Consider the following 13,489-nt stretch of genomic DNA (forward strand, 5'->3'; position numbering starts at 1 on the left):
CTGCTTCTCCATAAAACCTGGGCCACTTTAAGCGCTGCCTGCAATCCTTGCAGTCATATCCGTTATCAGGTCAAGGCGGCTTGGCCGGCTGGCATGACTGCAAAAGCATTTACGGGGTTTCTGGCAAGCGAAAAAAGCAATATGCCGGCTGTTTATCGGTATTTGGATTCAGCGCGAATTTCTACCGCAGAATTCCGCAATGACCCGATTTCAAAGAAAAATCGGGCAATACCAGAGCGGATTAGGTCACTGCAAGCGGGCTTGCAGATGATTCATCAAACCGAGAGTGGGAGAGCAGGCATTGAATTCGATACATGGTGTTCACCAAAAAGGTGATTCTTCCGAGTGGAAAATCCCTCCGTTCTGGCAAAAGCTCAATAGCTTTTTTCTGTTTCCTCTGCAGACCGAGCCTTTGCTCTATGCATTGCTGTTGTCGGCATGCAGTTATGGCTTGATGTTCGGGTGGATTGGAGTCTTGTTTGTGGGTCTGGGCTTGATGCTGGCAGTCAGCCGTTATGCATTCAAGGTTTCGGCACTCGCATCTCGTGGAATTACCCATAGCTCCGATTTCCGCTCCAGTCAGGTCGATGAGGACTGGAAATGGCTGCCCTGGAAATTCTTCGGGGTACTCGTCGTTTTCGGGATATTCGTGGGCTTTATGGCGACCCGCAGCCTGACCCTGGGCGTGGTTGCCAATCTGCTGGTGGCCTTCCTGATTCCTGCCACCTGGATGGTGCTGATCAATACCAATAGCCTGAGCTCGGCCGTTAATCCGTTCGAGCTGTTGGCGACGATTTTCGGTATCGGCAAGTCCTATCTGCTGCTGTGCTTTTTCCTGTTTCTGCTGCAGCAGGGCTCGCCCATGGTCCTGGCGATGCTGCTCAAGGTTGCGGCACCCGGATTGGTACTGCCCCTGGTGAGCTTTGTGATGATTTATTTCAGCTGGGTGATGGCGGCCATGATCGGCTATGTCATGTACCAGCACCATGCGGCACTGGATATCGACCCCGTGCAAGCGCCCGAGGGGCCTGCGACCGTGCAGATCGACCCTGCGGCCCTGGAAGCCAAGCGTCGCGATGCGCTGGTGGCCAGACTGGTGCAGGACAACAAGATGGACGAGGCCGTGAACCAGGCGCGCGAATGGCAGCGGCAGGACTATGAGAGCCTGCCTGATTGCCGCCGTTACTTCCGGGTGCTCAAGCTGACGGAACGCGCGGATGCCCTGGCGGAGCTGGGCCAGCGTTTCATTCCCATGCTGCTCGCCCAGCAGCGCGCCAGCGAGGCCCTGGAAGCCTGGGTGAGCTGTGCCAAGCGCAAGCCGGACTTCAAGCCCGACTCGGCCCAGCTCAGTTACGAGCTGGCACAGCAGGCCTGGAAGGCCGGCAAGCCCAGGTATGTGTTGATCCTTGCCAAGGATTTTGAGAAGCGCTTTGCCGGCAGCACTCTGATTCCGTTCATGCTGGAGCTGGTGGTGCGAGCGTACAAGCAGGGCCTGGAGCAGCCCATGCAGGGGGTGTCGGTGTACATGCGCATGAAGCAGCACTTTCCCGAGCACGCGAGCACCCAGGAAGCGCAGTGGGTGCTGCGTGATGAGCTGCAGGAGCTGGAGGCCAAGACCTGAGCGCGACAGGGCGTTGGCTAGCGCTGCTGTGCCAGCCAGCGTGTGAGAGCTTCCTCGGGTGCCGATTGCTGCAGCACGGGCAGCCAGACTTTGGCATCCTGAATGCGTCCGGCCTGGGCCATGCCGTTGACCAGCAGCAGCAAGCTTGCCGGCCATTGGGGGTGGTCTGCCAGCTTGTGCAGGGAGCGGCATAGCTTTTCAGCCTCCGGCAGGGCCCCCAAACGCACGAAACTGCGCACCAGGCCATGCATGGTGTCCGCGCTCATGCGCATGCCGGGCTGGGCGCGCTGCTGATAGCTGCGATAGCTGGCCAGTTGCAGCTGGCGTTCGGCGTCCGTGGTGGCCGGCAGCTTGAAGATGCGTCGCGCCGCAGCATGAAAGTCCTCGCTGGCGGGCTGATGGCGAGAGCTTTCAAACCAGGCCCGCAGAATGGTCAGGTCCGAGGGAGCCAGACGTGCCGCTTCGCGCCAGGCCGGAGCAGCGCGGTCAAATGCCAGCGCATCGGTATGGCGCTGGGCACGGGCCACGGCCTCGGCCAGCGGCCGGGCGGCGGCCAGTGCCTGCTCTTCTTCGTTGACCGGCGCCGCGACGGTCTGCAGACGCATATAGCCCCACATCAGCAGGGCGCCCGTCAGCAGGCCGCCAAAGTGGGCCATATAGGCCACCTGCTTGCCACCCAGCAGATGCTGCAGCAGCTCCACGCCCATCCAGACCGGCAGCATGATCAGGGCCGGCCAGCTTGCGTAGTTGAAGTAGAACAGCAGCATGTAGAAGAAGCGGATGCGCCGCATGCGGTACATCACCGCATACATGGCCATAAGGGCCGAAATCGCACCCGATGCCCCCAGGCCGTAACCGCCCATGCCGGCATAGAACATCAGCGCGAACAGCGAGGCGCCGATGCCGCCGATCACGTAGAAGGCCAGATAGGTGAAGGCCCCCAAAGCCAGCTCCAGGGTGAAGCCGAACAGGAACAGAAACACCATATTGCCCAGCAGATGACTGGTGCTGCCATGCAGAAAGATGGAGGTGAAGGCCTGCAGGGGCTGCCAGCCGGCGCCGCTCTCATAGCTCATGGACCAGCGCTCGGTAAAGCTGCCGCGCGGCTCGTGGGGCGCAAAGGCGGCACGTGCAGCCTGCCACTGCGCATGGCGCGGGTGGCTGGCAGTGATGATCTGGCCGTCCAGCAGGCGCTGGCGGAATTTCTTTTCCTGCCACAGCAGCGCATAGAGCTGAGCATAGGCCTTTTGCTGATAGAGCTTTCGCACGGCCTGCAGCGTTTTCTGGTCGAAGCGCTTGCTGCCCTGGGCGGATTGCTCCTCCAGATAGGTCAGGAACGGTGGCAGCTCCAGCGTTGGCAAAGCGGTCTGGGCATATTGCCGGGCCGCTTTTTCCACGGCATCTTCCTCGGGTGCCTGCCAGCCCCAGAAGATCACGCAGTTGATGATGATGAGCAGCACCGTCATCCAGGGCGGCGAGCGCCAGGAAGGCTTGTTCTCAAGAGGAATCGCAATAAACATGGCGGCCTTGTCCGAGGAAGTGGCAGCGCTTTACGCTCTTGGGAGCCGGTGGCAGCTGCGTGTTACAAATGTATCCGAGACATGCTCCGGCCGGCTCCGGTCTTGCGGGACGAAAAAAAGCCAGCATGGCGTCCCATGCTGGCTTTTTGATAGCTGTCATCGCTTATCTGGTAAGCGATTGAGCCTTTTCTGGCAAGTAATCCTTGAGGATTACTTGGCCACCACGCGCACCATTTCCAGGCACTTGTTGGAATAGCCCCACTCGTTGTCATACCAGGACACGACCTTCACAAAGGTCTTGTCCAGGGCGATACCGGCTTCGGCGTCGAACACGGAGGTGCAGGTCTCGCCGCGGAAGTCGGTGGCGACGACCTTGTCTTCGGTGTAACCCAGCACGCCCTTCAGAGCGCCTTGGGACTGGGCCTTCATTTCGGCGCAGATTTCTTCGTAGGTGGCTTCGCTGTTCAGCTCCACGGTCAGGTCAACCACGGACACGTCGGAAGTGGGCACGCGGAAGGACATGCCGGTCAGCTTCTTGTTCAGCTCGGGGATCACAACGCCCACGGCCTTGGCAGCGCCAGTGCTGGAGGGGATGATGTTTTCCAGAATGCCGCGGCCGCCGCGCCAGTCCTTGTTGGAAGGGCCGTCCACGGTCTTTTGCGTGGCAGTCGCTGCGTGCACGGTGGTCATCAGGCCGCGCTTGATGCCCCACTTGTCGTTGAGCACCTTGGCCACGGGAGCCAGGCAGTTGGTGGTGCACGAAGCGTTGGAGATGATGGCTTCGCCCTTGTAGGTGCCGTGGTTCACGCCGAACACGAACATGGGGGTGTCGTCCTTGGAAGGAGCGGACAGGATGACCTTCTTGGCACCGGCGTCGATGTGCTTCTGGGCGGTTTCCTTGGTCAGGAACAGGCCGGTGGACTCGATCACGATGTCGGCGCCGACTTCGTTCCACTTCAGGTTGGCGGGATCGCGCTCTTGGGTCAGGCGGATCTTCTTGCCGTTGACGACCAGGGTGTTGCCTTCGACAGAAACTTCACCGTCGAAACGACCGTGCACGCTGTCGTACTTCAGCATGTAAGCCAGATAGTCAGGCTCCAGCAGGTCGTTGATGCCGACGATTTCGATGTCAGAGAAGTTTTGCACTGCGGAACGCAGCACGTTGCGGCCAATGCGGCCGAAGCCGTTGATACCAACCTTGATCGTCATAGTTGCCTCGTAGATAGTGAGTAATGAAAAACCGGAGCGGATTGTGCCCGGACTCGGCACCCTGGGGCCTGGTCCGGATGGCTGAGGACTGCGGGTGAGCAAACTTCAGCCGGAAAAAAGGGGCACGAGGCCCCTTTTGCGCTTACTTGCCAGCGTTCTGCAGGGCGACCTGCACGGTGTCGGCCACATTCTCGGCAGTGAAGCCGAAGTGCTTGAACAGCACGCCTGCGGGGGCGGATTCGCCGTAGGTGTCGATGCCGACCACGGCGGCGCAGCCGTACTTCCACCAGAAGTCGGTCACGCCCATTTCCACAGCGATGCGGGGCAGGCCGGCGGGCAGAACGGCCTTCTTGTATTTCACATCCTGCTTGTCGAAGGTCGTGGTGCTGGGCATGGAGACCACGCGCACGGCGATCTTGCGTTCGGCCAGCTGCTTCTGGGCAGCCAGAGCCAGCTGCACTTCGGAGCCGGTGGCGATGATCACGGCCTGGGCCTTCTTGCCCTTCAGGCCCACATCCTTGGGCTCGGAGAGCACGTAGGCGCCGCAGGCGATGTCGTCCAGCGCGTCTTCGCTCTTGGGCGAGTAAGCCAGGTTCTGGCGGCTCAGCAGCATGGCTGTGGGCTTGTTCTTCTGGCTCAGGGCCACAGTCCAGGCCACGGCGGTTTCCGTGGTGTCGGCGGGGCGCCACACGTCCAGACCGGGGATCAGGCGCAGAGAGGCTGCGTGCTCGATGGACTGGTGGGTGGGGCCGTCTTCGCCCAGGCCGATGGAGTCGTGCGTGAAGACGTGGATCACGCGCTGCTTCATCAGAGCCGCCATGCGGATGGCGTTGCGGCTGTAGTCGGAGAAGGTCAGGAAGGTGCCGCCGTAGGGAATGAAGCCGCCGTGCAGCGCCACACCGTTCATGATGGCAGCCATGCCGAACTCGCGCACACCGTAGTTGATGTGGCGGCCGATCTGGCCTTCTTCGGTCTTGACCACGGCACCTTTGTCGTCCACGCGGAAAGCGGGAGTGGACTTGGTGTTGGTCAGGTTGGAGCCGGTCAGGTCGGCAGAGCCGCCCAGCAGCTCGGGCAGAGCGGCTGTCAGGCCTTCCAGGGCCAGCTGGCTGGCCTTGCGGCTGGCCACGGTGGCGCCGGCGTCATGGGCGTCAGAGGCGATCTTGGCGGCGATTTCACCGAAGTTGGCGGGCAGATCGCCAGCCATGCGGCGCGTGAACTCGGCGGCTTGCTCGGGGAAGGCGGCCGTATAGGCGGCGAACTTTTCGTTCCAGGCGGCTTCGGCCTTGGTGCCCAGATCCTTGGCGTTCCAGTCGGTGTAGACGTCGGCAGGGATCTCGAAGGGGCCGTAAGTCCAGCCCAGAGCAGCGCGGGTCAGTGCAATTTCTTCGGCACCCAGAGGTTCGCCGTGGGCCTTGGCCGTGTCCTGACGGTTGGGAGAGCCCTTGCCGATATGGGTCTTGCAGCAGATCAGCGTGGGCTTGTCGGCGCTCTTCTTGGCAGCGGCGATGGCCTTGTCCAGGGCGTCCACATTGTGGCCGTCCACGGCGCGGATCACGTTCCAGCCGTAGGCTTCGAAGCGCTCGGGTGTGTTGTCGATGAACCAGGGGGTCACCTTGCCGTCGATGGAGATGCCGTTGTCGTCGTACAGGGCGATCAGCTTGTTCAGCTTCCAGGCGCCGGCCAGGGCGGCGGCTTCATGCGAGATGCCTTCCATCAGGCAGCCATCGCCCAGGAACACATAGGTGTGGTGGTCGACGATCTCGTGCTTGTCCTTGTTGAACTCGGCAGCCAGCAGCTTTTCAGCCAGTGCAAAGCCCACGGCATTGGTGATGCCCTGGCCCAGAGGGCCGGTGGTGGTTTCCACGCCGGGGGTGATGCCCACTTCGGGGTGGCCGGCAGTCTTGCTGTGCAGCTGACGGAAGTTCTTCAGCTCTTCGATGGGCAGGTCGTAGCCGCTCAGGTGCAGCAGCGCATAGATCAGCATGGAGCCGTGACCGTTCGACAGAATGAAGCGGTCGCGGTTGGCCCAGTGAGGGTTCACGGGGTTGTGCTGGAGGTGGCGGCTCCACAGTGCTACGGCCATGTCGGCCATGCCCATGGGGGCACCGGGGTGGCCGGAATTGGCTTGTTGAACGGCATCCATTGCGAGTGCACGGATTGCATTCGCCATATTTTGAGTGTTGGCCATCAGGGCGCTCCGAAAAGGAGGGGGTAATTCTGCTAAGCCCATCATTTTAATGGAGGCCCAATTTTCGCAGGCGGCATGCGGGTCAATGCTCTACAGTGCAACCCCAGAAACAGGTGTCTTGCGCACCTCAAACCGTGTTGAAAAGCTGATTGCAATGACTGTAGAAAACGCTGCTTCCCTCCTGGTGCAACCCCCTGCAATGCTACTGGCCGCAGGCCGGGGCGAGCGCATGAGGCCGCTGACCGATGTCACGCCCAAGCCGCTGCTCAAGGTGCAGGGCGTGCCGCTGCTGCAGTTGCACATGCAGGCGCTGCTTGCTGCCGGCGTGCCGCGAGCCGTTATCAACACGGGCTGGCTGGGGGCGCAGATTCCCGCGTATTTCGGCGATGAATTTGTGCCGCAGCCCGATGCGGGCGCGAGCGCGAAGCTATTGCTTGCCTATTCGGCGGAGCCCGAGAAAGCCTTTGAAACCGCTGGCGGCATCAGTCGCGCCCTGCCGCAGCTGGACCGGGTTTTCTGGCTGGCCGCAGGCGATGTCTATGCGCCGGATTTCAGCTTTGCGGCGAAGGCTTCCCAAGCGTTTGCGCAAAGCGATGAACTGGCCCACCTGTGGCTGGTGCCCAATCCTGCACACAATCCGCGCGGCGACTTCGGTCTCAGCGAGGACGGCAAGGCGCTGGATCTGCCTGCCGACGATGAGCGACCACGCTATACCTACAGCACGATTGCGCTCTTGAAAGCCGAGCTGTTTGCATCACCGTGGTTCGATGTGCAGCCCGGAAACCCCGAAGGCCTGCGCGCACCGCTGGCACCGCTGCTGCGCCGCGCCATGCAGGCAGGCCGGGTGGGTGCCTCGCTCTACACCGGTCGCTGGGTCGATGTGGGCACGCCCGAGCGACTGGCTGAGCTGAATCAGGGCTGAGGCATGAGAGCACGCAGCATCGACTGGCAAGGCCCGCACATCGTCCACGCCTGCACTGCGCAGGCTGGCTGGGGCCAGTTGCTGCTGCTGACCCGGGACGGCGGCTTGCATGCGTTGAAGCTGCCGAGCGGCCAGTGCCAGCAACTGGCGCAGCTGGATTTACCAGAGCCGACACCGCCTACGCCGCACTGGCCGCATGGCTTCAAAGTACATTGCGCGCTCAGTGGCAACTATGCGGTGATTGCCGATGATGGCGGCACGTTTGGTGTGTTGGTGAACTTGCGTACGGGTGAGCGCATCGTGCAGCTTTTTGGAGGCGACTACCATCCCAAAACCGTGCCTTTTTCCATCGCCTTTATCCAGCATCGGGGCCGCGATGTGCTGATTCACCGCACGCAGTGGAACCGGCTCGATGCCATGGATTGCGCGACGGGCGAGAACCTGACCGAGCGCGACGGGCTGGCGTTCGAGCAGCCACACTATCTGGACTATTTTCATGGTCGTCTTCTGCCGAACCCTGCGCAGCAATGGTTGCTGGACGACGGCTGGGTCTGGGCGCCCGTGGGCATTCCCGCCGTGTGGTCGCTGCCCGCCTGGCTGGATGGCAACCGCTGGGAGTCCGATGACGGCCCCTCGCGCAAGCGGCTGGCGCAGGGCGAGGGCTGGGACCAGCCCTGCGTGTGGCTGGATGACTCGCGCGTCGCGATCTGGAACGTCGGCAACTGGGATGACGATGGTTTTGGCGACTGTCTGCATGCGCCGGGCGTGGTGATCTTCGATATCCATGCGCCTGTGCCCGAGGAAGGCCATGCGGGCCAGCTCTGGCCAATGCCTGGCTTGCCGCGCGCCCGGTATCTGCACTGCGTGAACGGTCGCTTGCTGGTGGTGGGCGAGGGGCAGTGCTGGCTCTGGGATGTGCCAACCCGCGAGCTGCTTTGCCACTGGCCGGATTTCGCGCCCCAAGGCTGGCATGCACAGTGCGGCGAGCTGGTCGAGTGGTCGGCGCAGCAGATCAAAATACTTGCTCCATAAACTGCCTTGGAACTCATGCCGGCAATGCGCACGAAGCTATGAGTTAAGGCGCCTCTCTGTGGATTGCACGAATGCTTGCCATGGCAAGCATCTGCTATGCTTTTTAATTTTCTGACTGGCGCAACCGGATGCAAATCCACAGTTCCTCTTGTGGCCGTCATCGGGTGAGTGCATGCAAATCGTTTTCTTCATGGCTCTGGTGGGGCTGGCCGCGTTCTGCCAGAACCTCACGGGCTTCGCGTTCGGGCTGATCTTTGTGGGCGTCGCAGGCGCCACGGGCCTGATGAATATTGCCGATGCGGCCAATGTGGCCTGTCTGCTGTCCATCATCAACGGCGTCAGCTATATGCGCGCCTACCGCTTCGAGCCGGACTGGGCCATGCTCAAACCCATGCTCATCAGCAGCGTGCTGGGTGTGGTCGGCGGGGTGCTGCTGCTGCACTGGCTCAGCGGCAATACGCTCAACGGTCTGCGCATGCTGCTGGGCCTGGTGATCGTGCTGTGCGCCATGTTGCTGCTGATGCAGAAGAAGGCGTTGGACCAGCCATCCGGCCCTGTCTCCATGTGGGTGGCCGGTGTGTCGTCGGGGCTGCTCGGTGGTTTGTTTGCCACGCCCGGCCCGCCCATGGTCTATCACCTCTATCGTCAGCCGCTGGATCGCATGCTGGTGCGCCACTGCCTGTTTGCCATGTTTGTTTCCTGTTCCTTGCTGCGCGCTGCCATGGTGGCTGTGGAGGGTCAGCTGAACTGGGCCGTCATGGGCTGGACGGCACTGGCCTTTCCTGTCGTCACGGGCGTGACCTGGTGGAGTGCCAGACATCCGCCCGCCTGGCCCAAAAGGCTTGTGGAATGGCTGGTCTGTGGCCTGCTGATCCTGTCTGGGGCAAGCCTGCTCTGGTCGGGCTGGCGCGCGAGTCAGCCCGAGGCCCTGGTGCCCGGTGACGCGACGGCGCTGCTGACCACCGGAGTCAGATCGACACAGGGGCAGGAGCGCAATAGCTGACATCCGCAGATGTAAGCTGATGTACAGATGCCCGGCCAGCATTACGATATGCCCATGACTTCTGTATATGCCCAACGCCGCGCACGCTTGGCCGCCCAGTTGGGCGACGGCGGTGTCGCCATCATCCCCACGGCTCCCGAGTTGCATCGCAACCGCGATACCGAGTACCTGTATCGCCACGACAGCTACTTCTACTACCTCACGGGCTTTTCCGAGCCCAATGCCTGCCTGGTACTGACCAGCGACGGCAAAAGCGTGCTGTTCTGTCAGCCCAAGGATCTGGAGCGCGAGGTCTGGACCGGCTATCGCCTGGGCCCCGAGGCAGCCAGGACCAGGCTGGGCATGGCTCAGGCGTTCTCCAGCGATGAAATCAATTCCCGCCTGCCGCGCCTGCTGGAAAACCGCGAGCGCGTCTGGTTTCCCTTCGCCACCCACAAGGGCCTGGCCGAACAGGTCGAAGGCTGGCTGGGCCAGGTGCGCGCCCGCTCGCGCTTTGGCGTGCTCTGTCCCACACAGCAGGGTGACGCCTGTGCGCTGCTGGACGAGATGCGTCTGCTCAAGGATGAGCATGAGCAGGACATCATGCGCCGCGCCGCGCAGATCAGTGCCCAGGCCCATGTGCGTGCCATGCAGCGCTCGGCCCGCATGATCCGCAATGGCGAGGAGGTGCGCGAATACCATCTGGACGCCGAGCTGCTGCACGAGTTCCGCCAGCATGGCTCGCAGTACGTGGCCTATGGCTCCATCGTGGCTGCCGGCGCCAATGCCTGCGTGCTGCACTATCAGGCCGACAAGGCGCCGGTGCGCGCGGGCGAGCTGGTGCTCATCGACGCAGGCTGTGAGCTGGATGGTTATGCCAGCGACATCACGCGCACCTTCCCGGCCGATGGCAAGTTCAGCGGGGCGCAGCGCGCGCTGTACGAGCTGGTGCTGGCCAGCCAGGAAGCGGCGATTGCCGTCACCAGGGCCGGCAAGCGTTTCAACGACCCGCATGAGGCCACCGTGGCCGTGCTGGCCCAGGGCATGCTGGACCTGGGACTGCTGGACCGTACCAAGTACGGCACGGCCGAGGATGTGATCGAGTCGCGTGCCTACTTCCAGTTCTACATGCACCGCACCGGCCACTGGCTGGGCATGGATGTGCATGACTGCGGCAGCTATGTGGAGCCCAGCGAGCTGGGCGTGGTCAGCGAGCGCAAGGACCCGATCTCGGGTGAAACCATTGCCAATCGCCCCAGCCGCATCCTGCGCCCCGGCATGGTCACGACGATAGAGCCGGGCATCTATGTGCGACCTGCACCCGGCGTGCCCGAGCAGTTCCACAACATCGGTATCCGCATTGAGGACGATGCCATCGTCACCGAGACCGGCTGCGAGCTCATCACCCGCGGAGTGCCCGTCAAGCCCGACGAGATCGAAGCTCTGATGCGTGATTGAGCGACGGGCGCCAGAGTTCAGCATGCCGCAGACCTTCAACCACCTGTCCCATGGCGCAGCAGCCCGGCCACAGTCTGCCGCGCGCATGGGCATGCTGCTTTGGTTGCTGGGTCTGCCAGGCGTGGTGGCGCTGGCCTGGACGACGCCGCCGGCCTGGCTGGCCGTTCTGGCGAGTGGCAGCTCCGACATTGTGGTTGGCTGGGCCGCGACGGCGGGGTTGAGTGTCCTGCTGGCGCTGAGCGTGGGTCTCGGGGTCCGGCTGGGCCCGAGGCTGGGCTTGAGCGCACCATTGATTCATGCCGTGGCCGAGGGACGCATGCCCTGGCGCGGCGTGCGCGTGCTGAGCCTGCCCGGCGTGGCGGGCGGGGTGATCGGCGCGGCCTGGCTGGTGACGTTGGCCGTGGTCTGGCCCGAAAGCATGTCTTTTGTGGACCCGGTCTATGGCCTGCCGCTATGGCCCAAGCTGCTCTACGGCGCGATCACGGAAGAGCTGCTGCTGAGGCTGGGCATGCTCACGGGCGTGATGTGGATGGTGTGGAAGGTCTTCGGCAGCCCCCGGCAGCGCCCGGATTGGCGGCTGGGCTGGGCGGCGATTGCATTGGCTGCCTTGCTGTCCGGCTGCATTCCGGTGTTTCTGGGCTGGAGCGTGGCCGGCGAGCTGTCGGTGCCTGTCGTGCTGCAGCTGCTGATGTGTGAAAGCGTCTATGGGCTGCTGGCGGGCATCGTGTTCTGGCGCTACGGACTCGAGGCCGCCATGCTCACGCATGTGGTGACCTATCTGCTCTCGCACGGGCTGATCTGAGGCCTGCACATTTGAACCTGCCGGGCAAAACTGTTTCGACGCGCTCATTGATGCGCTGCACAAGGCTTGTCGACTCCCGCGCTAGTTTCCCTCTTATGCTTCTGAATAAGTAGCTGCAAGCGCTTGAAATATAGACATTTCAAGCATTATTTATGCTGATATTTAAGATGGGTGGGCGCAAGAAGCTACTGTTTTTTCTGTTCTGCAGCTCGCTTGTCTGGTGTCGCATCGCTGTGCAAGATGCAGTCATGTAACCGCATTCGTGCCAGAATTGAAACCCGATTACATTCCATCGCGAGAGAGACATTTCATGCAAGTGAGTCGTGCTACCAAGATCGTCGCCACACTGGGCCCCGCTTCCAGCGATCCCCAACTGCTTGAACAAATGGTGCGCGAAGGCGTGAACGTCGTGCGCCTGAACTTTAGCCATGGCAAGGCGCAGGACCATATCGACCGTGCCACCATGGTGCGTGAAGCCGCCCAGCGTGCGGGCCGCGAAGTGGCCATCATGGCCGACCTGCAGGGTCCCAAGATCCGTGTCGGCAAGTTTGCCGAGGGCAAGGTCATGCTCGAGCCCGGCGAGCGCTTTGTGCTCGACGCATCGCGCACCGAACCCGGCGACATCAATGGCGTGGGCCTTGATTACAAGGAGCTGCCCCGTGACGTGAAGGCCGGCGATGTGCTGCTGCTCAACGACGGCCTGATCGTGCTGACCGTGGATGCGGTGCGCGGCGAAGAGGTGCACACCATCGTCAAGCTGGGTGGCGAGCTGTCCAACAACAAGGGCATCAACAAGCAAGGCGGCGGCCTGACGGCTCCCGCACTGACCGCCAAGGACATGGAAGACATCAAGACTGCGATGTCCTTCCAGGCCGACTACGTGGCCGTGAGCTTCCCCAAGAACGCCACCGACATGGAAATGGCACGCCAGCTGTGCAATGTGGCCGCTGCCCAGTACGGTCACAAGCCCGGCCTGATCGCCAAGATCGAGCGCGCCGAGGCCATTCCGCGCCTGGAAGAGATTCTCAAGGTCTCCGACGGCATCATGGTTGCCCGTGGCGATCTGGCCGTGGAAGTGGGCAATGCCGCCGTGCCCGCGCTGCAAAAGAAGATGATCCGCATGGCGCGCGACATGGACAAGGTGGTGATCACCGCGACCCAGATGATGGAGTCCATGATCACCAACCCCGTGCCCACCCGTGCCGAAGTGAGCGACGTGGCCAATGCCGTGCTGGACGGCACCGATGCCGTGATGCTGAGCGCCGAAACCGCTGCCGGCAAGTACCCGCTGGAAACCGTGCGTGAAATGGCCGCCATCTGCGCCGCAGCGGAAGCGGCCGAAGACCGCGTCAAGGATGCCGACTTCAGCAACAGCCAGTTCAAGCGTACCGACCAGGCCATCGCCATCGGCGCGCTGTTCACTGCGCATCATCTGGGTGCCAAGGCCATCGTGGCGCTGACGGACTCCGGCTCGACTGCGCTGTGGATGAGCCGTCATCGCATCCACATCCCCATCTACGCTCTGACGCCCAAGCTGGCCACGCAGCGCAAGATGGCGCTGTACCGCAACGTGCGTCCTCTGCTGATGGACACCAGCGCCGAGCGCGACATGGCGCTGGACCAGGCCAAGGGCCATTTGCTGGCCCGCGGTATTGTGCAGTCCGGCGATGTCTACGCCATCACCTGCGGCGAGCCCATGGGCCAGCCCGGCGGTACCAATATGCTCAAGATCTGCAGGGTGGAGTGAGCCCC

At 62.5% G+C, this 13,489-nt stretch carries 10 protein-coding genes; 7 read left to right on the plus strand and 3 right to left on the minus strand.

Features of this window, described 5'->3' with window-relative positions; all coding sequences use genetic code 11:
- Nucleotides 1–454 precede the first annotated feature (454 nt).
- Entirely contained in the window at nt 455–1,621 is a 1,167-nt protein-coding gene (locus DFO48_RS14170; protein WP_003072437.1) for a hypothetical protein, read from the plus strand.
- Nucleotides 1,622–1,638: 17 nt separating this feature from the next.
- Here the strand turns inward: DFO48_RS14170 and DFO48_RS14175 are convergent, their stop codons facing one another.
- From DFO48_RS14175 to tkt, 3 genes are all read right to left on the minus strand, one after another.
- On the minus strand, nt 1,639–3,141 hold the full coding sequence (locus DFO48_RS14175; protein ID WP_114863774.1) for a rhomboid family intramembrane serine protease: 1,503 nt from the start codon (nt 3,139–3,141) through the stop codon (nt 1,639–1,641).
- A gap of 210 nt (nt 3,142–3,351) precedes the next feature.
- Nucleotides 3,352–4,350 carry a type I glyceraldehyde-3-phosphate dehydrogenase gene (gap, locus tag DFO48_RS14180; protein WP_003060372.1) on the minus strand — a complete coding sequence of 333 codons (999 nt, stop codon included), beginning with the start codon at nt 4,348–4,350 and terminating at the stop codon, nt 3,352–3,354.
- Nucleotides 4,351–4,492: 142 nt separating this feature from the next.
- On the minus strand, nt 4,493–6,541 hold the full coding sequence (gene tkt / locus DFO48_RS14185; protein WP_114863775.1) for a transketolase: 2,049 nt from the start codon (nt 6,539–6,541) through the stop codon (nt 4,493–4,495).
- 154 nt (nt 6,542–6,695) lie between these two features.
- On the opposite strand from tkt, the gene DFO48_RS14190 reads away from it, so the two are divergent.
- The 6 genes from DFO48_RS14190 to pyk all read left to right on the plus strand — a co-directional run bounded on the left by DFO48_RS14190 (nt 6,696) and on the right by pyk (nt 13,484).
- The gene (locus DFO48_RS14190; protein ID WP_042438111.1) at nt 6,696–7,463 is read left to right on the plus strand and encodes a nucleotidyltransferase family protein; all 768 of its coding nucleotides are present in this window, start codon (nt 6,696–6,698) and stop codon (nt 7,461–7,463) included.
- Nucleotides 7,464–7,466: 3 nt separating this feature from the next.
- Nucleotides 7,467–8,495: a hypothetical protein gene (locus DFO48_RS14195; protein WP_114863776.1), complete on the plus strand. Its 1,029-nt coding sequence runs from the start codon at nt 7,467–7,469 to the stop codon at nt 8,493–8,495.
- A gap of 172 nt (nt 8,496–8,667) precedes the next feature.
- Complete coding sequence (locus tag DFO48_RS14200) at nt 8,668–9,498, plus strand: sulfite exporter TauE/SafE family protein (protein WP_114863777.1); 831 nt, start codon at nt 8,668–8,670, stop codon at nt 9,496–9,498.
- 27 nt (nt 9,499–9,525) lie between these two features.
- Nucleotides 9,526–10,935 (plus strand): aminopeptidase P N-terminal domain-containing protein, encoded by a 1,410-nt coding sequence (locus DFO48_RS14205; RefSeq protein ID WP_114863778.1) that lies wholly within the window; start codon nt 9,526–9,528, stop codon nt 10,933–10,935.
- Between the two features lie 22 nt (nt 10,936–10,957).
- Nucleotides 10,958–11,737 (plus strand): CPBP family intramembrane metalloprotease, encoded by a 780-nt coding sequence (locus tag DFO48_RS14210; protein ID WP_114863779.1) that lies wholly within the window; start codon nt 10,958–10,960, stop codon nt 11,735–11,737.
- Between the two features lie 310 nt (nt 11,738–12,047).
- Complete coding sequence (gene pyk, locus DFO48_RS14215; protein WP_114863780.1) at nt 12,048–13,484, plus strand: pyruvate kinase; 1,437 nt, start codon at nt 12,048–12,050, stop codon at nt 13,482–13,484.
- Nucleotides 13,485–13,489 lie beyond the last annotated feature (5 nt).

Origin of the sequence: Comamonas sp. AG1104, assembly GCF_003350425.1 — a bacterium.
Classification (GTDB): Bacteria; Pseudomonadota; Gammaproteobacteria; order Burkholderiales; family Burkholderiaceae_C; genus Comamonas; species Comamonas testosteroni.

Excerpts from the sequence above, each read along its gene's own strand:
- DFO48_RS14170 (WP_003072437.1), top strand. The coding sequence starts at position 455 with ATGTTCGGGTGGATTGGAGTCTTGTTTGTGGGTCTGGGCTTGATGCTG.
- DFO48_RS14175 (WP_114863774.1), bottom strand. The coding sequence starts at position 3,141 with ATGTTTATTGCGATTCCTCTTGAGAACAAGCCTTCCTGGCGCTCGCCG.
- gap (WP_003060372.1), bottom strand. The coding sequence starts at position 4,350 with ATGACGATCAAGGTTGGTATCAACGGCTTCGGCCGCATTGGCCGCAAC.
- tkt (WP_114863775.1), bottom strand. The coding sequence starts at position 6,541 with ATGGCCAACACTCAAAATATGGCGAATGCAATCCGTGCACTCGCAATG.
- DFO48_RS14190 (WP_042438111.1), top strand. The coding sequence starts at position 6,696 with ATGACTGTAGAAAACGCTGCTTCCCTCCTGGTGCAACCCCCTGCAATG.
- DFO48_RS14195 (WP_114863776.1), top strand. The coding sequence starts at position 7,467 with ATGAGAGCACGCAGCATCGACTGGCAAGGCCCGCACATCGTCCACGCC.
- DFO48_RS14200 (WP_114863777.1), top strand. The coding sequence starts at position 8,668 with ATGCAAATCGTTTTCTTCATGGCTCTGGTGGGGCTGGCCGCGTTCTGC.
- DFO48_RS14205 (WP_114863778.1), top strand. The coding sequence starts at position 9,526 with ATGCCCGGCCAGCATTACGATATGCCCATGACTTCTGTATATGCCCAA.
- DFO48_RS14210 (WP_114863779.1), top strand. The coding sequence starts at position 10,958 with ATGCCGCAGACCTTCAACCACCTGTCCCATGGCGCAGCAGCCCGGCCA.
- pyk (WP_114863780.1), top strand. The coding sequence starts at position 12,048 with ATGCAAGTGAGTCGTGCTACCAAGATCGTCGCCACACTGGGCCCCGCT.